Here is a 19,740-nt window from a genome sequence, read left to right on the forward strand (position 1 = left end):
GGAGGATGAGGAATTAAAAAAATCAGCATGAACTTTCAACTTTTTGTGTCCAAAGTATTGACATAGGTCCACTACATGGGAGAGAAAATCTGTCCCTGCCGGTTACCGTCTCCCGGAGACAGAAATTTTGTTCCGGAGAATCGATAAAAAAGTCATAGAGGAAGAGTCGGAAAAATTAAGCAGAATAATTCAACAGAAATAGATTTCAACCCCAAAAAAGGGCGCTGCACCAACTCCTGTGCAAACGCCCTTTTTTAATACTTATACTCTCTTTTCAATTCCTGGCCCACATATACCTGGCCGTCTCTGGTATAGCCCAATGTCCTGCCTGCAATGGTGTCATCCAGTTCCACCTGGATTGCATGTTCCTTTACATTCCGCCTGTTTTCCGGCTTTCCCTGAAATAACCTTTCATCCTGTCTGCGCTTCGACCGGGAATCCAGCATAGCTGTGATAACCTTTACTGACGTAACCTTAAAATATCCATCATATCCGTATGCGGCTCATCCCTCCCTGGAAGTATACTTTATTGGTTTCACTTATAATATCGGCATAATTTTCAGATAATTAACCTGTGCGAAATGACTTATCACATATTTTGGTTTGTTTACTCCCTATTCCACACATCTTGAATTCCATCCCACTTCCAGGGATTGTTTTCCTCCGCATACGCAGCCACAGAAAGATACTGGTACTGGCTCACGGTTTTTAAGGCATCATAAACATACCGCAGTGGAATCCAGGTGCGGTTATTATCCGGATCCCCCGGCTCTGCAAGGAAAACCATGTCGGTGTCTTTCTGATAAAGCCAGATATTCACATAATGTCCCCCGGTGTCTTTCCAAAATGTGTCGTCATTGCCGCTGCACACCAAAACTATAGCGGATTTTGCCTGGCCCATCTGCTCCTGGAACTCTTCGTAGGTGGCCGGTTTTCTGTGAAGGTCACAGGAAAGCCCTGCCGCCCTTAAAGTAGTGCGCATATCCCGCCATCCAATGGCGCCGCTTTCCTTGCTGGGATAGTAGTCCGTCACCTGAGTGGCATATTGGAACATATCGAAAGGCGAGCACTCATATGGGCTTAAGCTGCTGTATATATTGGCCATGCAGCAGTGTCCGCAGCCAAATGCCCCAAAGGAATGCCATTTAACAATCTTCTGACACCACTCCCCGGACCAGGGGCGCATTTCCTCAAATGATTTGGGCCCCTGGAGAAAAGTATAGATATTTTCTGCCTGTTCCTCCGGAGTTCTCACAAGCACACGAAAATCCGGGCCGATAATCCCTGCGTCAAATACATCCTTTTGTATTTCCTGGGTAATCCCTGCGTAGATTCTCTCGTTTTTCTGAACCTTATGCGTATCTATTTTCTCCTCCTGCCTGGGCATACCATATTTTTTCCCAAAAAACACCAATGACAGCACAAAAAGGACAAACAGAACCGCAATTATTTTTTTCTTCAATTTCAGCCCCGTTTTCTATACATTTATCTCTGCTTTTAACCCGATGAAATCTTTGTTCTCATCTAAAATGGGCTGTATGCTGTTTTCAAGGAACTTCTCCACCTGGCGGGGGGAACGGCCCACATATTTTGACGGGTCCATGGATGCCTGAAGCTCTTCCAGCGTCAATCCGAATGCCGGGTCAGCAGCAATGAGCTCCAGAAGGTTGTTCTCCAGTCCCTCCTGTTTTACATGGGCTCCCGCCTCCATGGAAAGTTTGCGGATTTTCTCATGGAGTTCCTGGCGGTCTCCCCCTTTTTTCACTGCATCCATCATAATATTTTCCGTAGCCATAAAGGGAAGCTCGCTCATTAAGCGCTTGGTAATCACTTTATCATAAACCACCAAGCCGTCCACCACGTTCAGGCACAAATCCAAAACCCCGTCAATGGCAAGAAATCCTTCCGGAATAGAGAGACGCTTGTTGGCGGAATCGTCTAAAGTCCGCTCAAACCACTGAGTAGCGGAGGTAATGGCGGGATTTAAAGCATCCACCATCACATACCGGGAGAGGGAGCCGATGCGCTCGCTCCTCATAGGGTTTCTCTTATACGCCATGGCGGAAGAGCCAATCTGATTTTTCTCAAAAGGCTCTTCCACCTCTTTTAAATGCTGAAGAAGGCGGATATCGTTGGACATTTTGTAGGCGCTTGCCGCAATGCCTGCCAGGACATTTGCCACTCTGGTATCCACTTTCCTGGAATATGTCTGTCCGGAAACCCCGTAGCACTCTTTAAAGCCCATTTTCTCTGCAATCATGGGGTCAATTTTATCCACCGTTTCATTGTCGCCGTCAAAAAGTTCCAAAAAACTTGCCTGAGTTCCCGTGGTTCCCTTGGAGCCTAAAAGTTTCAGACTACCCAGGACATACTCTAAGTCTTCGTAATCCATCATAAATTCCTGGAGCCAAAGGGTAGCCCGTTTTCCCACGGTGGTGGGCTGAGCTGGCTGGAAATGGGTAAATGCCAGGGTGGGAAGGGCTTTATAGGTATCCGCAAATTTAGAAAGCTCCGCCATAACATTTACCAGTTTCTTTTTCACCAGTTTTAAGGCTTCCGCCATAATGATAATATCCGTATTATCTCCCACATAACAGGATGTGGCCCCTAAGTGAATGATTCCTTTTGCCTTGGGGCACTGCTGGCCATATGCGTAGACATGGGACATAACGTCGTGGCGCACCAGCTTTTCCCGCTCTTTTGCCACCTCAAAGTTAATATCCTCCGCATGTTCTTTTAATTCATGAATCTGTTCCTCTGTAATATCAAGCCCCAGTTCACGCTCTGTCTCCGCCAGGGCAATCCACAGCTTCCTCCAAGTCTTAAACTTCATTTCCGGTGAAAAAATATACTGCATTTCCCTGCTGGCATAGCGTTCGGAAAGCGGGCTTGTATAACGGTCAGTTGACATAGATTTCTCCTCTCTTTGTATCGGCTCTCAATTTTTTGCCTTCTCTATCTCTCATACTCCCCCCGGATATCCTGGGTGGGAGGCGCCATAGGGTATTTTCCGGTAAAACATCCCTTACAGATGGAAAGCCCCTGTGACATCTCATCTAAACGGTTTAATTCAAGATATCCCAAAGAATCCGCTCCGATGATTTTACGGATTTCCTCAATGCTGCGGTTATAGGCAATGAGCTGCTCCCTCTCAGGGATATCCGTGCCAAAATAACAGGGCCACATAAAGGGCGGAGAGCTGATTCTCACATGGACTTCCAAGGCCCCTGCATCCCTTAACATCTTAACAATGCGGTCTGAGGTGGTGCCCCGGACAATGGAATCGTCTATCATAACCACACGTTTCCCCGCCACAGCCTCTTTTAGCACATTTAACTTTAACCGGACGCTTGACTCCCTGCTGCTCTGCTTTGGTTTAATAAAAGTCCTTCCCACGTATCCGTTTTTCACAAAAGCCGTTCCGTAGGGAATCCCGGATTCTAAGGCATAGCCAAGGGCCGCCGCATTTCCCGATTCCGGCACCCCTGTCACAAGATCCGCCTCCACAGGGGAATCCATGGCCAGAAATTTTCCCGCCTTTATCCTTGCCCCATAGACGCTCACCCCGTCAATATGGCTGTCCGGCCTGGCAAAATAAATGTATTCAAAAATACATCTGCCCTGCTCCTTCTCAGGAAGGCACATAGACATATCCGACGCTATCCCGCACTCCGGGGAGATGGTTACAACTTCGCCGGGAAGCACATCCCTTACAAATTCCGCCCCGATGGTTTCCAAGGCACAGGTTTCTGAGGCCACCATATAGGCATTGTCCCTTTTCCCGATGCAAAGGGGCTTAAATCCAAAGGGGTCTCTGGCTGCAATGAGCTTTCTGGGGCTCATCACCACAAGGGAATAGGCCCCCTTTATTTTTTTGCAGGCCCTTGCCACCGCCTCCTGCACAGTTTTTGAATTTAAGCGTTCCCTTGCAATGTGATAGGCAATCACCTCAGAATCAATGGTGGTCTGGAATATAGCCCCTGTGTACTCTAAATCCCTGCGGAGCTCATTGGCATTGATCAAATTTCCATTGTGGGCCAGGGCCAGCGTACCCTTCACGTAATTTAAAACAAGGGGCTGGGCATTTTCTCTGGTGGAAGCCCCTGCGGTGGAGTACCGCACATGTCCCACGCCGATATCCCCGGAAAGGGATTCTAAATTTTCCTGGGTAAACACTTCGTTCACCAGCCCCATGTCTTTTCTTGTTCTCACTTTTCCCTTGGGACCCTCTGTGTCGCTGACAGCGATGCCGCAACTCTCCTGGCCTCTGTGCTGCAGGGCAAACAGTCCATAATAAATGGAAGAAGCCACATCTTTTCCGTCAAAATCATACATGCCGAATACGCCGCACTCCTCATGCAGCCCGTCCCGCATATTCGGATTCTTAAAATTAGTATGAGTCATGAATTTCTCCCGCCTGTTAAAATTTGCTGCCTGTCAAAAGTTCAAAAGCTTCTTTGTACTTGTCCACGGTCTTTGTCACCACTTCCTGGGGCAGGAGATAATCGCTGTTTGGATTGGCTTTTAACCAGTCCCTCACAAACTGCTTATCAAAAGAAGGCTGGGATTTTCCCGGCTCATATCCCTCTAAAGGCCAGAAACGGGAGCTGTCCGGAGTGAGCATCTCATCCCCCAATACCACATTGCCCTCTTCATCCAGCCCAAATTCAAACTTGGTATCCGCAATGATTATCCCTTTGCTCAAAGCATACTCCGCACATTTTTTGTACAGCGCAAGGGTATATTCTTTTATCTTTAACGCATATTCCTCTCCCTTTTCGGGATAAATTTTCTTTAACACTTCTACACTCTGTTCAAAAGAGATATTCTCGTCATGATCTCCCAAATCCGCTTTCGTGCTGGGGGTGTAAATAGGCTCCGGCAGCTTGTCGGATTCCTTAAGCCCCCCCGGCAGGGAAATGCCGCAGACTGTGCCGTTCTCTTTATAACTTGCCCAGCCGCTGCCTGTAATATAACCCCGGACAATACATTCTATGGGGAGCATGGTAAGCTTCTTACATTTCATGCTGTTCCCGTCGTACTTGTCCTGCCTGAAAAACTCCGGCATGTCCTTAACCTCAATGGACATCATGTGGTTGGGCACAATATCTTTTGTAAAATCAAACCAGAACTTGGACATTCTTGTTAAAATAGCCCCCTTGTCTGTAATTTGATTTTTCAAAATATGGTCAAACGCGGAAATTCTGTCTGTGGCAACAATAACCATGCTGTCCCCTGCATCATACACTTCCCGTACTTTTCCTTCTTTTACCGGTTTTACTTCCTGAATATTCATCTTTGCCTCCGTCTCCTGGAATGTCTTTCTAGTTTCCTTATAGATTATAATACACCATGTTTTAAAGCGTCAAGAGTTTTGCAGGATTCATCTTTACTTTTCCTACATCATATGCTATACTGCACTTATGCCGTTAAATCGGCAAAGATAATTTTTTCGGAGGTACTACAATGAACAAAGGTACAGTAAAATGGTTCAACAATCAGAAGGGATACGGCTTCATCTCAGACGAGGCAGGAAACGACGTATTCGTTCACTACTCAGGACTTAACATGGATGGCTTCAAATCCTTAGAGGAAGGCGCAGCCGTTGAGTTTGAAGTAGTAGAAGGGGCAAAAGGACCACAGGCAACCAACGTAACAGTAGTTCAGTAACACAATTAATCAGCACTTTTCAACGTACCTTTCTCATAATATATAAATGTGATATTTGTTTATTAGGATTAAGATAGTGAAACGGGAAATGATTAAAAAGAAAACGGTATAGCTCTTAGCTGTACCGTTTTCTTATTGGTTATACAGATTTTACAAAACGCAAGAATGCCTCTCTCCCCTGGGTTGTACATTTATACACCCCGGCGTCCTCAAGCACCTGGGAAAATACAAGGCCGATTTCATGGTTTATAATATCATCAATATTCTCTTCCCCTACGTTTTCATATTTGGGCAAAAATTCTTCCACCCAGTCTGCGTGTTTTGCCAGAGTATCCTCCCTGCGCAGATCTTTTCCTGACAAAACCGCTTCCTTTAACTCCGCCATCTCCTCTTTTAACCGGGCCGGAAGCACCGCCAGGCCCATCACCTCAATTAAACCGATATTTTCTTTCTTAATGTGATGGAGCTTTGCATGGGGATGGTACACTCCCAAGGGATGTTCCTCTGTGGTGATATTGTTCCGAAGCACCAAATCCAGCTCAAACATCTCCCCCCGTTTTCTGGCAATGGGAGTGATGGTGTTGTGATTTTCTCCATCTGTATTGGCAAAGACAAAGGCATCTTCATCTGTGTAATCCCTCCACTTAAGCAGAATCTTATCCGCCAGGTCAATGATCCGCTCTTTATCCGGGCAGTCCAGACGGATTACGGACATGGGCCATTTTACAATCCCCGCCTTAACATCCTCATATCCTAGAAAAGAAATCTCCTTTTCCACCGGGGCTTTTGCCATGGCAAACTCATAATGCCCGCCCTGGAAATGGTCATGGCTTAAAATGGAGCCCCCCACAATGGGAAGGTCCGCATTGGAGCCCACAAAATAATGTGGGAACTGGGTGACAAAATCCAAAAGTTTCCCGAAAGTGGCCCGCTCAATCTTCATAGGGGTATGGCTGGAATTAAATATAATACAGTGCTCATTGTAATACACGTAGGGCGAATACTGGAAAAACCACGGGCTCTCGTTAATGGTAACTGGTATAATTCTATGGTTCTGCCTTGCGGGATGGTTCACCCTTCCCCCGTACCCCACATTTTCCTTGCACAAAAGGCATTTGGGATAGCCGCTCTGTTTGGCAAGCTTTGCCGCCGCAATGGCCTTGGGGTCTTTCTCCGGCTTGGAAAGGTTAATGGTGATATCCAAAGTGCCGTACTCCGTCTCCGCCGTCCACTTCAAATCCTTCTTAATGCGGTAGCGCCTGATATAATCGCTGTCCCTGCTGATGGTATAAAAATAATCCGTGGCATCCACAGGAGATTTCTTGTAAAGCCCCCAGAACTTTTTCGTAACTTCACTGGGCCTTGGCAAAAGCATCCCCATAATTTTTGTGTCGAACAGATCCCGGTACACCACCCCGTTTTCCTTCGTAATCTCCTGTTCATAGGCGTAGTCCAGCATATCCCCTAAAATCTCAGGCAGGGCATTTTCCGCTTCTTCCCTGGTTTTACAAATATTCTTGTGGGCATTTACCTTGTCATCCTCAAGCTCTTCCAAACAAAACAGCTCCAAGAGACGGTTTATGGTATAAACCTTATCTTCCTCTGTGATAAGATCCGTTGCCAATGCATAATCCACTAAATCCAAAATTCTTCCCTGTATCATATTTCCCCTTCTTTCTAAAAATCCCGAACCACCTTAAGCGCCGGATTTGCATTTCCATCATAGTCAAACAGCGCCTGGTTCGCCCACTCGTTTCCGCAAGGCCCCGGGTCATTCATATACTTTAAGCTCTCCGGGGTTGCCCATCCGCTTCCCAGCACCGGAATCCACGCCGGCTCCCAGTAATAAAAGCCCTTTCCATGGCCAGAAGCTACATGCTTTACCCTGGTGAGGAAATCCTGCATAAAGTCTGCCTGGCCCTGCTTTGTCATGGGATATTCAATCTTTGCCACAAGTTCCGGTTTGGTGGCATATCCCTTCCGCTCTCCCGGCAAAAGCTGTTCATACTCTCCGTAATCCTCCATAGTAAAGCCCATGGAAACCTCCGCCACCACCACGTCTTTTTTATAGCGCTTTGCAATGTCGTTCATATTAAATTCAAGACTTTTTAAATCTCCATGCCAGAAAGGATAATAGGATAATCCAATAATCTGAAAATCCTCCCCCTCTTTAGTATAATGGTCAAACCAGTCCCTGTAAAGCCCATTATTTCCCCCGTTGTCCAAATGAATCATAATGGGAACACTTTTGTCCACGACCCGGACGCCCCGGATTCCCGCATTTACAAAACGGGTAATGTTATCCCAGCCTGGCTTTCTCCCCTCCGGCCACAAAAGGCCGTTGGACAGCTCGTTTCCCACCTGCACCATAGTCGGCTTTGCCCCTGCCTTATGCAGGGCTTCCATGGAATCCTTTGTAAAGTCAAAAACTGCCTGCTCCAGCTCCTCCACAGAATAATTTTCCCATGCTTTGGGTTTTATCTGTTTCCCCGGATCCGCCCAGAAATCGCTGTAGTGAAGGTTAAAGAGAAACCCGAAACCTGCATCCACCACTTTTTTTGCGGTTTTTATGGTTACGTCCAAATCATTTGTCCCCGCCCCGTAAGGCTTGCCCTCTTTGTCATAGGGGTCGTTCCAAAGCCGCAGGCGCACAGAATTAAATCCATAGCCTTTTAAAATAGAAAGAATCTCCTTCTCTTCCCCGCCGTCAAAATATCTTGCCCCGCACTTTTCCAATTCCAAAAGCGTGGACAGGTCTGCTCCTTTTATAAATTCCATGCTCTCCTCCCTGCAATACAAGGAAGGCAGATACCGTCCCCTGCCAATGCGCAAAGCACAGACCCAGGCCGTATCTGCCACTTCTCCTGTTTAATCAAAGTCAAACTTTTCAAATCTCTGGTTCATCGCGCCGTAGCGGAAACGCACCATCTCATTTTTTTCCAAAATATCTTTTTCTGTTCCCCTGTACTGGCAGCGGATACAGCTGTAAATCCCTGTATCCTTATTGTAAAACATATCAATGTCCAAATCTCTCATAAAACAGGATGGGCATCTGTAATTTAATTTGCCTTTTGTAAGCTGAGCCATGTTGCAAATACCTCCTTGTCTTTGATATTTTTCTTATATCCCAAAGTAAACATAGGAGAAAAGGCATATCCCTCTTTGATGTACCCCTCTGCGGCATCATCAGATGCGCTCATCTCCACTTTCGTCTCAATTTCCGGGATAACTGCGCTTACCTTGGCCCCTGCCAAGGACTCTTCCCGGCACTTATACTCATACTGAATCGCCTTTTCCTCTTTGCCCTCACATTTTAATGTGATGCCTGTCATATCCTCAGAGTACTCAGTGGTTCCGTAACATGCCACCATATATTCGTTTAACTGCACCTCCGCGGCAGGGTCGCTCATTTCCAGGATGGTTCTCTCAATCTTAATGTTGGATGCTCCCTCCTCGAAGTACTCTTTTGTCTGTAATTTCACTGTCAACCCCCGAAACTCAATGGTCACAGGGTCAAGAGTTAAAATTCTTGTCTTTCCCTCCTGGGAGAAATGGGCTTTTGTGGGGCAGAGGCAGAGATCAACTTCCTCTCCTTTATAGGAAAGCTTTGCGCTCCTTACCGTTCCCTCCCCGGCATAGTGAGTGAAATAACCTGCCCGGTATTTCTCCTGGATTAAGAAGGGATAGGATGCGTCCTGCACATGTTTTGTTCCGATACCCACGGGCCATTCCAGTTTTGCCGCATAGGGGCGCAAGTCAACAATGGCACCGCCCTGATCCATATTCACACAGACCCTCATAAACGGGTCGCAGTACCAGAAGAGCTGCTTGTCGGATCCGTAGAGAATATCTCTCCAAAGTGCACATTCCGGCTCTGTGTAAACCTTGTTGTTGACCCCTTTTTTCTCCCTGTAATAATCGGCAAATTCCGCCATGGTCATATCGATAAGCTTACCCTCTTTTTTCAGCTTGCCGTAGTATTTACAGCCGTCACTGTAGGATTTCTCCAAAAGCTCGTAGGGAGCTTCCCAACGGCCCATTTTATTCATCCATCCCGGCCCTACAAACATCATGTTGTAGGCATAGCCGTTATTGTATTTTTCCAGGGCACGGTACTGGTCAATCAGGTTGTAAAGATAGGGGTATTCCCAGGTCTTTGTGTCGTAAATCATTCCCCGGAGCACGTTCTGGGGATGGGTGCCGAAGTTGGAACCGTTTCCGTCATAACATGCAATCAAATCCCTGGAGAGATGGGGAATTGCCACAATACCGGAATCCTCCGCCTCATTTGCCGCCGGGGCATGGGTGTTCTGTTTAGAGGGAATCCAGGGCGCCCAGGGGCCTCCGTCAAAAAGGGTGTACCAAGAATTGTTACAGGTATGGTATGCCTTTGGCCCTTCCTCCCAGCAGGTTGCCACGGCACATTTTACCATGGGATATTTCTCTTTTATGTAATTGGTCAAATCTGCGTCCATATAGTAGGAACCTGTGGATTCCGGATAAAAACCAAATCTGTCATGGAACTTCTCAAACACATCATTGACAATGGCTTTCTTGTCCTCCATGGAAAACATCCAGATACAGAAATCCTTTGTCTTATACTTCTCCCGGAACTCCTCGCAGGGCAGTCCCAAAAGGGAAAGCGCAATTTCATCCCCGTAAATCTCATGGTCGTGCTTTGCCAGCTCCACCGCCTCATCGTTAAATAGGGAGGCATAGGTCATCTGAATGGTAACTTTCAAACCGTTTTCATGTGCCAGTCTCTGCTGGGTCTTAAAAATATCCAAAGATTCCGTCAAAAGAGCCTTATCCCCGATATCCTCCTCTTTGCCCTGGCCGGTCACTGTTGCAGAGTACTCCGGAACCATCTCCGGACGGTGAATAATGTTTACAACAAATTTGTCCATCGTTCTTCTCCTTTATTTTTTGCCGGATTTCCGGCTGATTTTCCCTCGCCTGAATTTTGCCTGCGCAATTTGCGCAATCGGTTGTTCTATGGTTAAAGTATAACAAGACAAGGCTTATCTGTCAATACAATTTTGAGCAAATCAACAAAAAAACAGTCCAGCTTTAACTGAACTGTTTGTCATTGTCTTTATATCGCCTGGTGAAGTGTTGAGGAGAGCTGCTCCATACTGTCCTGAACTCCCTGCATAGCTCTTACAATATTGTCCACTCCTGCCACCTGCTCCTCTGTGACAGTGTTTATCTCCGTGGTGGAATCCACAGATTTCCGTGAAATATCCTCCACTCTCTTCATTGCCTCCAAAAGCTGTTCCTTTATCTCCACAATTCCGTCTAACTCTTCCTGGAACATCTCTACGGCATGAATCACTTCCTCTGTGGAATCCAGCATTTCCTTAAATATTTTCACGGTGTCTTCCAGATTTTCGTTGGACTCATGTACTACGCTGCTGTTTCCCTCAATCACCTTATGGGTATCTTCCACTGTCTCAATAATATCTTTTAAAATATCATCAATTTTTCCGGTTGCATTGGAACTTTCCTGGGATAAAGCGTTAATCTCATCCGCCACCACGGCAAATCCTTTTCCTGCCTCCCCAGCCCTTGCAGCCTCTATAGCCGCATTTAATGCCAGAAGGTTGGTCTGCTGGGCGATGGAGCGGATACTCTCAATAATCCCGCCGATGGAGCTTGACTTGTGGGACAATTCCGCCACTCCGTCCAAAGCCGCCTGCGTGGTTTTAATATTTTCGTCAAATTTTTCCGATAGAAGGCTGATAGCCTGGATTCCCTCATCATTTTTGCTCTTCATTCCCCGAATGGTTTCCACAGTCTGTTGTACCCTTTCACCGGAACTGGCAATTTTGTCGTTGAGCTTATCGAAAATCTCCAAACTGCCGTCCACTTCGCTGATTTGCACATCAGCGCTGTCAGATATATTCTGGGTGGACGCCGCAATCTCTTCGGAATTCTCCTCAAACTCCTGAAGGGAAGTAAAAATCTTTGAGGTGGATTCCTGGAGACGGTCAAATGCCTCCTGCACATTCTGCATTAAGGTGTTGCTCTTATTCTTTCCATCTTCCATGCCCCAGAACAGTTTCCTTGCCCGAACCACAATAAAGCAGGCAACCATAATGGCAAGGGCATATACCATTACGATAAACACCCAGATAGACAGGGAGCGCATTTTTAAATATGCCTCAGGCCGGATAATAATTCCAATAAGGTTGGCACCGAGGGTGGTAATGGCCGTTGCTTTTATAGTATTCAGGTTATAATAGGGCACCGCCAGCATCAGCAGAAGGAGAAACGCCTCCGGGAAAGCGCCAAACACACCGTCATTGCCCACAACAATAGTCACCGCCCCAAAAACAGGCATAATGGACAAATATATGTACTTCGCATATTTCCCCAAACTCTTTTCAAAAAGCCGGACCAAAATGCTCATGAAGCTCATAGACACCGCTATCAGATCAATCCATGTACCGTTATTAAACAACATGACATAGGTAGTAGCCACTATGGGTATGGCCAGCATAAACACAAATAAAATAAGATTCATCCGCTTTTCTTCTTCGTTCAGCACTTCTAATTCCATTGCAAAATCCTCCACCCTTCCTCATCTCCTTGTGTAAAGCACAAAATTAATACCTTAATTGTATCCACAATCTCCCCAAATGTCAAGATTTTCCCTGTTAACCGCAAGATTTACCGAAAGATTATACAAATTATGACCCGATACCTCTATTCTGTGGAGTCCCCTAAGACCAATTCATATCCAAGAATCGTCACTCTCTCCGGGGTTTTCCCTTCAATCTGTTCCATAAGCCGCCTGCAGGCCGTCTGCCCCAGCTCCTTCCCGTCAAAGGACAGGGAAGTGACAGAGGGGACATTTTGCTCCAAAATGGTACTGTGGTAAAAAGAAGCCACTTTCACCTGCTGGGGCACAGGGATTTTTTTTGTGCGGAGCTTTTTTAACACCCTGCCGCAGAGCATATCGTCCATACAGAGAATCACTTCCACCCCCTGGGCCAAAATCTGCTCCAGCTTTTGTTCCAGCACATCCGGCTGTTCCATATTTAGAAAAACCAAATTATCCGGAACGGGTAAGCCGCACTCCAAAAAAGCCTCCCGATATCCCTGGAGACGTTTCTGGGTCACCACATGCCTTTTATCTCCTCCCACTAGGACAAGTTTTCTCAGATTTTTGTTCAGTAGATAGGCGGTGAGCTCCCTGCAGGCATTTTTATGATCAGAATCCACCTGAAGTGCCCCCTGTGCATCTGTAGTTCCAATGGTGACAAAGGGTATTTCTGTCTCCCCTAAAAGCTCCGCCTGTAAATCTTTTACAAAAGTCCGCATGAGAATCACTCCGTCCACCTTCCGGTTGGAAAGAATGCGCTTTAGCTGCTCCGTATCTCCGGGAGGGCTGATGCTAAGAAGGATATCATAGTTTTCCCCTGCCGCAACTTCTTGGATGCCAAAAAGGCAGCTCTGGAAAAAAGGCAAATCTGCAATGTGGTACTCTGTGGGCATCATTACCCCGATATTATAAGTTTTGGACTGGGCTAAACCTTTTGCAATAATGCTCGGTTTGTAATTATTTTCTTCAATGTAGGCCAGCACCCTCTCCCTGGTCTCCTTTCCGATTCTCCCTTTCCCGGAAATCGCCCTGGAAACCGTGGTTTTGGAAACTCCCAGGGCCTCCGCCACATCTGCAATGGTAATATTTTTCAAAACTCTTCCCTCTCTTGGCCTACTGGGGCTGTCCGGCCCGCAGCACGTCAAGCTGGGCCTCCGCAGCGCATAACACATCATAGTTAGGCACCTGGGCCTGCTGCTCCGGCGGCAGCGCATTGTAACTGAGCCTTGCCTGGGCAACCGCAGCCTCGTTTGCCAGGCTCACAGCACCGATATTGTTGATTAAAGCCGTAACTCCTGCCGCATCCCCAGGATTAATCAATGGAGGCGGCGTGCCGTACTCTTCCTCGGGATATTTGTACACCAGCACCGGGTCCCCCTCCTCAATGTTTTCAAATATGGTTTTAGCCACAGAGGGAGGAAGGTTTACACAGCCGTGGGAACCGCTGGTCTTATAAATTTTCCCTCCAAAAGAACTTCTCCAGTCAGCGTCGTGCATCCCCACATTGTTGCAGAAAGGCATCCAATAACTTACCGGAGTGGCATAGTTTTCCCCTTTCAAAGTGGCATCCCTCTGTTTGTAGGTAAGTCCGTAAACTCCTGTGGGGGTGTCGTAACGCTTTGCCTGATTTCCCGAAACAAAATCGGATTCCACCAAAAGGTTTCCATTTTTGTAGAAAAAGAGGTGCTGTTTTGCAAGGTTAATTTCCACATAGGTGTCCCCATAATCATTTTCCCCGTGGCTGTTTGCCCTCTGGGCATAAACAATTTCCCGCTTTACGGGAGTCCCCCCCTTAATGTCTTTTAAAATCTGCTCTTTCTCACCTTCTTTATCCACTTTCCAGCCGTAATCCCCCTCTTTGATATCCACGGTATTCCCGTAAGATGTCTTTAAGCTATGTCCCCGGAATACGGTATTATGCCTTTTGGCCAGTGAAGCCACATACTCCTCCACTGCCGCCTCGTCAATGGTTACGTTTTTTCCATTTACCTCTAACCACTGGCTGATGGTGGCGCCGTCAAGAACCTCTGTCTTCTCCCCTGCGTCATAGGTAATTTCTGCCCCTGCATATCTGTTTAAAGTATCCGCAAGGATATTCAGCTCCTTGGATTCCTCCGTAACATCCGGCTGTTTATAGCATCCGTTCTCCTCTAAATCAAAATCTTTCTGAAGGGTCTTTACCGCATCCGTAAGGGCCATTTGAAAAATACTCTGATCCACCACGCTGCCCTGCTCCTGGGGCACAATCTCATAGCCGTTTTCCCCGTAATCAGAGATATAAGCGTTCTTCGGCTCCTCCTGGTTTTTTTTCTCCATGCAGGAAAGGGCCTTCATTTCCCTGGCCAGGGCATCCTCATCAAATACTACCACCGTATCCATTTTAAGCTTCTGCTTTCCAAAGAGCCTTACCACCCAGGCGAAAACATTTTGAGAATCAATATGCTTTTGCACCTCACCGTGGAACTCCGGTTTAAGCCCGATGGATTCCCCTGTAATCTCTTCCTCCCCGGAAGCATTTCTTGTTGTCATATGTAATACATAAGTGTCCACCTGTTTTCGGATGGCACTCTCCGCCGCCCCGCTTTTTTTCCCGGACACATCCACTCCGTTTAATGTTGTATTGGGAAAAAAGTGGTAATGAAAATACACGGCCCCTGCCAGGTAGACGAAAACGAGAACTCCAAAAAAAACCAAAACCCCTGTTTTCACCCTTGACTTTTTTTGCAAACTGATTTGTGTCATAATATAATCCTTTAGATTCCTTCCATAGTTTTATCTTGTACTATTATACCCTCTTACTTGCCTTTGTCAATAAACCATTTTTTTACTGTGGAAAATTTTGGTCCCTTCCTTAAGGTTTTATTGGCTTTGTGCACAATTTCCCCCACATATTAGAATGAATTTATTAAGAATTTCATAATTTTTATTAAAACGCAAAAAATAGGATTGTAGCTCTATTTTTCCTGTGCTATAATTCAGTCGATAAATGAAGGAGAGGTAACTACAGTGAATCATATCATCAGCAAAAGCGGTAAATTTTTTATCAAATATAAACATGCACTCCTTTTACTTTATATGTGCATTTACTTTCCCTGGTTTAATTACCTGGAAAGACATGTAACCACCCGGTTTCATGTGATACACACTGCCATGGACGACAAAATTCCTTTTCTGGAAATATTTATAGTCCCCTACTATTTATGGTTTCTCTATGTGGCAGGGGCGGTGATGTACTTCTTATTTAAAAATAAAGAGGAATACTACAGGCTCTGCATTTTTCTTTTTGTGGGGATGACGGTATTTCTCATTGCGTCCACCGTGTATCCCAACGGCCATTATCTCCGCCCCGGCTCTTTTGAGCGGGACAATATTTTTACGGCTATGGTTGCGCACCTTTACCAGATTGATACCCCTACCAATCTTTTTCCAAGCATCCATGTTTACAACTCCATCGGTGTAAATTTTGCCCTATGGCACTGTGAAAATTTCAAAAAAAATAAAGCCCTGCGCTTTGGTTCTTCTATTTTGATGGTTAGTATTATTTTATCTACTATGTTTTTAAAACAGCACTCCGTGTTCGATGTGATTACAGGAATTGCATGCGCCGCATGTATGTACACCCTGGTGTACACCAAAAACGGCCTGCGGGTGGGCGATTCCCAGACTTCCCTGGAAGAGTGGGTGCGTCATGTATAACAGGAAAACAGCTCTGGAAACCCAGGGCTGTTTTTTTAACATATGAAAATCTTTCAGAAATTAAGTCTATTCTGTGGCGCTCTCTGTACCAAGGCTTTCTCCCTTTTCCATACCGCCCAGGCACAAATCCGTGAGCACCCCGAATTCGTACCCCATATCTTCCCATTTCCCCAAAAGTTCATCTAAAATTTCCCCATTGGTGGAACTTGTGCTGTGGAGAAGCACAATGGCCCCGGGATGGATTCTTGGGAGAAGCTTGCTGTATGCCTGTTCCGGTGAGGGCTGTTTATCCTGATACCAGTCTACATAAGCAAGGCTCCAGAAAAATGTCTCGTATCCCAATTCCTGTGCCATCTTAAGGTTTTCCCTGCTAAATTTTCCCTGGGGAGGACGGTAGAGCTTAGGCATCTCTTTTCCCGTAATCTCTTTATAGAGATTTGCCACGTCATCCACCTCTTTCTGAAAAGACGCCAAATCGCTGATTTTTGACATATCCGGGTGATGGTACGTATGGTTTCCCACCAGATGCCCCTCCGCCTCCATGCGCTTTACGATTTCCGGGGCGGTTTCCAGAAAATTTCCCACCACGAAAAATGTTCCCGTGGCATTATGTTTTTTTAAGGCGTCCAGTATTTTTTCCGTATTCCCGTTTTCATACCCGCAGTCAAAGGTGAGGTAGATTACTTTTTTTCCCGTGTCCCCAACATAGTGGGCATTGTACTCTAAAAGTTCCTCCTGCCCCACGTTACCCGTGGGGGTAGTTCCTTCCGTGCCGAATCCCAGTCCCCAGTTTTCCGTTTCCCGCCGGACAAAAGAAGAGCTGCTAAAAACATCTACGATTTTAGCAGCCCCCGCTCCGGCACCATACATGAATAGAAAAAGCAACAGAACAAGAAGTGTTTTCTTATATTTCATACGCACCTCAGGGCTTTCTTTACTCTATATTTATGCCGTATCCCTCTGTTTCATTCCTTGCAATCATTACTCACCATTTGAAATGGCGTCCACCGGACAGGAATCGATACACTGCTGTACCATATCCTTGTTTTCCTCCGTGGTATCCGAAACGGCAACCGCCTTTCCGTCGTCGTCAAACTCAAATACTTCCGGCTCTGTAGAAACGCATAACCCGCAGCTTATGCAGGTATCTTTATCCACGACTGCTCTCATTTCTAAACCCTCCTGATATATAAAATTCCTTACTAATATTTCCATTTCTGCCGAAAATATACCAGTTTTTTATTTTTTTAAAATATCCTCCACCGCCGAAGTTTCAATGACAAACTCCACACATCCCATATACATGGGTGCCACATCCCCTTCATTAAAAGCTATAACAATTTCCCCCTTCTCATTAATATAAAATCCTGTCTCATCTGTGATAGTTTCAAAATTCCATTCCGGTATATCCTTATTATCCACCCAGTATGCCACATTTTCGTCCGCCGCCATCTGCTCTTTCATCTGTTTTTTTATATTTTCGCTTATGGCTTTTTTGTAGTCCGCTCCTTCCTGGAAGAAATCTGAAAGCGCCATGCGCTCCCCGGTGTCTAAATTCATGGTATAAAAATAATCCCACTGGGCGCCGCTGCCTGCCCCCTGGTAACAGATAAGTTTTAAGGTAAAATACTCCTCCGTGGAGTTAATCACTTCCGACTGAATCATAATATCCTGATATCCCTCCTGGTCTTTGGCATTCTCCTTAAACTCCTGTATCAATTCCTCCGATATCTTTTCAATTTCCCTGTTGATTTCCTCTGCTGTTTTCTTTGTTTTCTCCAATGTCCCCCTGTCCTTCTCCCCCTCTGTATCATCCACCACAATCTGGGGCACCTTTACATCCGCCATATGCCTCCCGGAATCGTACTGGTAATCCCGAAATGTCACCACCGAGACAAGATTACCTAAAATGGGCATCTTTTCCATGGCATAGGCAATTTCCGGGGATATATTGGGGAGAATAAGAAATACTGCAAACACTGCGGCTGCGGCTCCCATGGAGATTTTCACCACGGCCCCCCTGCCCTTGGAGGCAGCATTTTTTACTGCCTTCTCATAAGATGCAAACTCTTTTTCATCCATCTGCACGTTTCTGTACTCCTGTTTTATTTTCTCAAATTCATTTTTTCTTTCCATATTCCAATCCTCCTGTCCTTTTTATTCCAGGGTAAGACGAAGCTTTTTTAAGCTACGGTACAATCTGCTCTTTACTGTGGAAAGAGGCTCCCCTGTTATTTCCGCAATGTCCTCAAAGGTCATATCCTCAAAGAACCGAAGCTCTATGATCACCTTATCCTTTAAGGGCAGAAGCTCTAACGCCTGGCGCAGGTCTATATCACCGTAAACATCTTCCGCCCCCCTCTCCTCTACCTCATCTATTGGGCTTTCCTTTGATTTGTCCAAAAAGCGGTACATTTCATTCATCATAATCCGATAAATCCATGTCCCGGCATACGCTTCTTTTTTCAAGGATGCACAATTCCCTATGGCTTTTAATGCCCCTGACTGGACGATATCTAAGGCATCCTCCCTGCTTTTGACGCAGCTTACCACCATGCGGTAATACTTGTTGTAATCCAAAAGCAGTATATGTTCCACAAGTTTTCTCTTTCGGCTTTTCATTGTAATCACTCTCCCTCCTTTATAAGTTAGACCCCCGGGGCCAGGAAAAAGTTTCAAAAAAAAAAGAAAAACCTCCTGAAAAACAGGAAGCTTCTCTTTTCTTAATTTACCCAATTACTGCTGTGAAACAGAATCCTTTTCCCGGAAAGTCTTCGCAAAAATAAACAGGCCAAAAAACAGCACGTTAATCAATAAGGCAAAAGGCAAATCTCCCCAGGCAATGGTCTGGTTCTCAAGGACATCCGCCGAATAGTTTCCGCTGAATATGGGAATCAGGTTGTTGTTTAAATAGTGCAGCGCCACAGGCACCCAGATATTCCCGGTTTTCATATAGGCATAGGCAAAGAAGATACCCAGGGTAATGCAGGTAATCTGCTGTGCCGCCGACATGGCAAGCCCCGTGTTGGAATAGTACCAGAAATCCAGAGGCAGATGCCAAAGCCCCCACACAATGCCAAGGAGGATTACCCCCGCCCTTTTTCCAAATTTTTTCTGCATCAGGGGCTGTAAATAATACCGCCAGCCGTACTCCTCCCCGAAAAACGCCGCAAACACCAAAAAGAAGTTTATCGGAAGTACTGCCGTGTTAATCCAGGTTGCAGAATTTGAAAAAAGTGCCATAAATTCTCCCATCTGCCCGGCAATCAGGCAGCTAAAGGCCGTTCTGGCCACATATAAAACAAGAAATAACACTGCGCAGATTGCAGAAGCCTTTCCATTAAAAAATCCAAGGCCCCAGGCCCGTCTCTTCTCTTTTTTTGTAACAAACAGGGCAATCCACAGTGCAATGCTGCCAAGAATCAGCACATACTGGGATATCATAGACCAGAAGGTAAGCCCCATGGCACCAAGCATGGGAAGCTCCACCGGAACAAACAGGGACAAAAAAGACAGTGCAATCATAATCCCCGTCACAATCAAAAATGTTATGTAATAGCCTTTGGGAAGATTTTCTTCCCCTGTGAAAAGATAGGCAAACATTACCCCTGCTGCGGGATACATCATCTGTGCCGCGGGAAATACGGACACGTCCATTCCCCTGGAATTACCGAACCATATAAAAAGTCCCATAAGAAAAGTGACTCCATAGGCGATAATCACATAAATCAATAACTGTTTTTTCTCTTTGTTCTCGTTCATTTTCT

Annotated in this window: 19 protein-coding genes; 2 read left to right on the top strand and 17 right to left on the bottom strand. The window is 46.0% G+C overall.

Annotated elements, in window-relative coordinates; all coding sequences use genetic code 11:
* Window positions 1-254 precede the first annotated feature (254 nt).
* The 5 genes from D7Y06_RS16855 to D7Y06_RS16875 form a co-directional block, all read right to left on the bottom strand.
* Window positions 255-446, bottom strand: coding sequence for a hypothetical protein (locus D7Y06_RS16855; RefSeq protein ID WP_120408913.1), 192 nt, complete (start codon window positions 444-446; stop codon window positions 255-257).
* 161 nt (window positions 447-607) lie between these two features.
* Window positions 608-1,462 (bottom strand): hypothetical protein, encoded by an 855-nt coding sequence (locus tag D7Y06_RS16860; RefSeq protein WP_120408914.1) that lies wholly within the window; start codon window positions 1,460-1,462, stop codon window positions 608-610.
* A 15-nt stretch (window positions 1,463-1,477) separates the two neighbouring features.
* A complete protein-coding gene (gene purB / locus D7Y06_RS16865) occupies window positions 1,478-2,911 on the bottom strand; it encodes an adenylosuccinate lyase (RefSeq protein ID WP_120408915.1) in 1,434 nt (477 codons plus the stop codon).
* A gap of 44 nt (window positions 2,912-2,955) precedes the next feature.
* Complete coding sequence (gene purF, locus D7Y06_RS16870; protein ID WP_199714742.1) at window positions 2,956-4,404, bottom strand: amidophosphoribosyltransferase; 1,449 nt, start codon at window positions 4,402-4,404, stop codon at window positions 2,956-2,958.
* A 16-nt stretch (window positions 4,405-4,420) separates the two neighbouring features.
* Window positions 4,421-5,296 (bottom strand): phosphoribosylaminoimidazolesuccinocarboxamide synthase, encoded by an 876-nt coding sequence (locus D7Y06_RS16875; protein WP_120408916.1) that lies wholly within the window; start codon window positions 5,294-5,296, stop codon window positions 4,421-4,423.
* A gap of 170 nt (window positions 5,297-5,466) precedes the next feature.
* On the opposite strand from D7Y06_RS16875, the gene D7Y06_RS16880 reads away from it, so the two are divergent.
* Window positions 5,467-5,670 carry a cold-shock protein gene (locus D7Y06_RS16880; protein ID WP_120408917.1) on the top strand — a complete coding sequence of 68 codons (204 nt, stop codon included), beginning with the start codon at window positions 5,467-5,469 and terminating at the stop codon, window positions 5,668-5,670.
* A 139-nt stretch (window positions 5,671-5,809) separates the two neighbouring features.
* Here D7Y06_RS16880 and galT read toward each other — a convergent pair whose 3' ends face one another.
* The 7 genes from galT to D7Y06_RS16915 form a co-directional block, all read right to left on the bottom strand.
* The gene (galT, locus tag D7Y06_RS16885) at window positions 5,810-7,333 is read right to left on the bottom strand and encodes a UDP-glucose--hexose-1-phosphate uridylyltransferase (protein ID WP_120408918.1); all 1,524 of its coding nucleotides are present in this window, start codon (window positions 7,331-7,333) and stop codon (window positions 5,810-5,812) included.
* A 14-nt stretch (window positions 7,334-7,347) separates the two neighbouring features.
* A complete protein-coding gene (locus tag D7Y06_RS16890; RefSeq protein ID WP_120408940.1) occupies window positions 7,348-8,448 on the bottom strand; it encodes a glycoside hydrolase family 53 protein in 1,101 nt (366 codons plus the stop codon).
* Between the two features lie 90 nt (window positions 8,449-8,538).
* A complete protein-coding gene (locus D7Y06_RS16895) occupies window positions 8,539-8,757 on the bottom strand; it encodes a hypothetical protein (protein ID WP_120408919.1) in 219 nt (72 codons plus the stop codon).
* Entirely contained in the window at window positions 8,730-10,577 is a 1,848-nt protein-coding gene (locus tag D7Y06_RS16900) for a hypothetical protein (RefSeq protein ID WP_120408920.1), read from the bottom strand. Before D7Y06_RS16900 ends, D7Y06_RS16895 begins: the two co-directional genes overlap by 28 nt.
* A 188-nt stretch (window positions 10,578-10,765) precedes the next feature.
* Entirely contained in the window at window positions 10,766-12,232 is a 1,467-nt protein-coding gene (locus tag D7Y06_RS16905; protein ID WP_147415705.1) for a methyl-accepting chemotaxis protein, read from the bottom strand.
* Between the two features lie 146 nt (window positions 12,233-12,378).
* On the bottom strand, window positions 12,379-13,491 hold the full coding sequence (locus tag D7Y06_RS16910) for a LacI family DNA-binding transcriptional regulator (RefSeq protein ID WP_330566504.1): 1,113 nt from the start codon (window positions 13,489-13,491) through the stop codon (window positions 12,379-12,381).
* Window positions 13,391-15,019 (bottom strand): L,D-transpeptidase family protein, encoded by a 1,629-nt coding sequence (locus D7Y06_RS16915; protein WP_120408922.1) that lies wholly within the window; start codon window positions 15,017-15,019, stop codon window positions 13,391-13,393. Before D7Y06_RS16915 ends, D7Y06_RS16910 begins: the two co-directional genes overlap by 101 nt.
* A 333-nt stretch (window positions 15,020-15,352) precedes the next feature.
* Here D7Y06_RS16915 and D7Y06_RS16920 point away from each other — a divergent pair, with 333 nt between their 5' ends.
* The gene (locus D7Y06_RS16920) at window positions 15,353-15,973 is read left to right on the top strand and encodes a phosphatase PAP2 family protein (RefSeq protein WP_120408942.1); all 621 of its coding nucleotides are present in this window, start codon (window positions 15,353-15,355) and stop codon (window positions 15,971-15,973) included.
* A gap of 66 nt (window positions 15,974-16,039) precedes the next feature.
* Here the strand turns inward: D7Y06_RS16920 and D7Y06_RS16925 are convergent, their stop codons facing one another.
* The 5 genes from D7Y06_RS16925 to D7Y06_RS16945 form a co-directional block, all read right to left on the bottom strand.
* On the bottom strand, window positions 16,040-16,888 hold the full coding sequence (locus D7Y06_RS16925; RefSeq protein ID WP_120408923.1) for a polysaccharide deacetylase family protein: 849 nt from the start codon (window positions 16,886-16,888) through the stop codon (window positions 16,040-16,042).
* Between the two features lie 66 nt (window positions 16,889-16,954).
* Window positions 16,955-17,143, bottom strand: coding sequence for a ferredoxin (locus tag D7Y06_RS16930; protein ID WP_120408924.1), 189 nt, complete (start codon window positions 17,141-17,143; stop codon window positions 16,955-16,957).
* Window positions 17,144-17,212: 69 nt separating this feature from the next.
* Window positions 17,213-18,109 (bottom strand): RsiV family protein, encoded by an 897-nt coding sequence (locus D7Y06_RS16935; RefSeq protein WP_120408925.1) that lies wholly within the window; start codon window positions 18,107-18,109, stop codon window positions 17,213-17,215.
* A 21-nt stretch (window positions 18,110-18,130) separates the two neighbouring features.
* Window positions 18,131-18,595, bottom strand: a complete 465-nt coding sequence (locus D7Y06_RS16940) for an RNA polymerase sigma factor (protein ID WP_120408943.1) — start codon at window positions 18,593-18,595, stop codon at window positions 18,131-18,133.
* Window positions 18,596-18,709: 114 nt separating this feature from the next.
* The gene (locus tag D7Y06_RS16945; RefSeq protein ID WP_120408926.1) at window positions 18,710-19,735 is read right to left on the bottom strand and encodes a CPBP family intramembrane glutamic endopeptidase; all 1,026 of its coding nucleotides are present in this window, start codon (window positions 19,733-19,735) and stop codon (window positions 18,710-18,712) included.
* Window positions 19,736-19,740 lie beyond the last annotated feature (5 nt).

Source organism: Roseburia sp. 1XD42-69, assembly GCF_003612565.1.
Classification (GTDB): Bacteria; Bacillota; Clostridia; order Lachnospirales; family Lachnospiraceae; genus Roseburia_B.

What these genes read in the sequence shown, in the direction of transcription:
- D7Y06_RS16905 (WP_147415705.1), bottom strand. Translation starts at nt 12,232, where the DNA reads ATGGAATTAGAAGTGCTGAACGAAGAAGAAAAGCGGATGAATCTTATT.
- D7Y06_RS16875 (WP_120408916.1), bottom strand. Translation starts at nt 5,296, where the DNA reads ATGAATATTCAGGAAGTAAAACCGGTAAAAGAAGGAAAAGTACGGGAA.
- D7Y06_RS16900 (WP_120408920.1), bottom strand. Translation starts at nt 10,577, where the DNA reads ATGGACAAATTTGTTGTAAACATTATTCACCGTCCGGAGATGGTTCCG.
- purB (WP_120408915.1), bottom strand. Translation starts at nt 2,911, where the DNA reads ATGTCAACTGACCGTTATACAAGCCCGCTTTCCGAACGCTATGCCAGC.
- purF (WP_199714742.1), bottom strand. Translation starts at nt 4,404, where the DNA reads ATGACTCATACTAATTTTAAGAATCCGAATATGCGGGACGGGCTGCAT.
- D7Y06_RS16880 (WP_120408917.1), top strand. Translation starts at nt 5,467, where the DNA reads ATGAACAAAGGTACAGTAAAATGGTTCAACAATCAGAAGGGATACGGC.
- D7Y06_RS16920 (WP_120408942.1), top strand. Translation starts at nt 15,353, where the DNA reads ATGTGCATTTACTTTCCCTGGTTTAATTACCTGGAAAGACATGTAACC.
- D7Y06_RS16855 (WP_120408913.1), bottom strand. Translation starts at nt 446, where the DNA reads ATGCTGGATTCCCGGTCGAAGCGCAGACAGGATGAAAGGTTATTTCAG.
- D7Y06_RS16925 (WP_120408923.1), bottom strand. Translation starts at nt 16,888, where the DNA reads ATGAAATATAAGAAAACACTTCTTGTTCTGTTGCTTTTTCTATTCATG.
- D7Y06_RS16945 (WP_120408926.1), bottom strand. Translation starts at nt 19,735, where the DNA reads ATGAACGAGAACAAAGAGAAAAAACAGTTATTGATTTATGTGATTATC.
- D7Y06_RS16930 (WP_120408924.1), bottom strand. Translation starts at nt 17,143, where the DNA reads ATGAGAGCAGTCGTGGATAAAGATACCTGCATAAGCTGCGGGTTATGC.
- D7Y06_RS16890 (WP_120408940.1), bottom strand. Translation starts at nt 8,448, where the DNA reads ATGGAATTTATAAAAGGAGCAGACCTGTCCACGCTTTTGGAATTGGAA.
- D7Y06_RS16915 (WP_120408922.1), bottom strand. Translation starts at nt 15,019, where the DNA reads ATGACACAAATCAGTTTGCAAAAAAAGTCAAGGGTGAAAACAGGGGTT.
- D7Y06_RS16935 (WP_120408925.1), bottom strand. Translation starts at nt 18,109, where the DNA reads ATGGAAAGAAAAAATGAATTTGAGAAAATAAAACAGGAGTACAGAAAC.
- galT (WP_120408918.1), bottom strand. Translation starts at nt 7,333, where the DNA reads ATGATACAGGGAAGAATTTTGGATTTAGTGGATTATGCATTGGCAACG.
- D7Y06_RS16940 (WP_120408943.1), bottom strand. Translation starts at nt 18,595, where the DNA reads ATGAAAAGCCGAAAGAGAAAACTTGTGGAACATATACTGCTTTTGGAT.
- D7Y06_RS16895 (WP_120408919.1), bottom strand. Translation starts at nt 8,757, where the DNA reads ATGGCTCAGCTTACAAAAGGCAAATTAAATTACAGATGCCCATCCTGT.
- D7Y06_RS16910 (WP_330566504.1), bottom strand. Translation starts at nt 13,491, where the DNA reads ATGCGCTGCCGCCGGAGCAGCAGGCCCAGGTGCCTAACTATGATGTGT.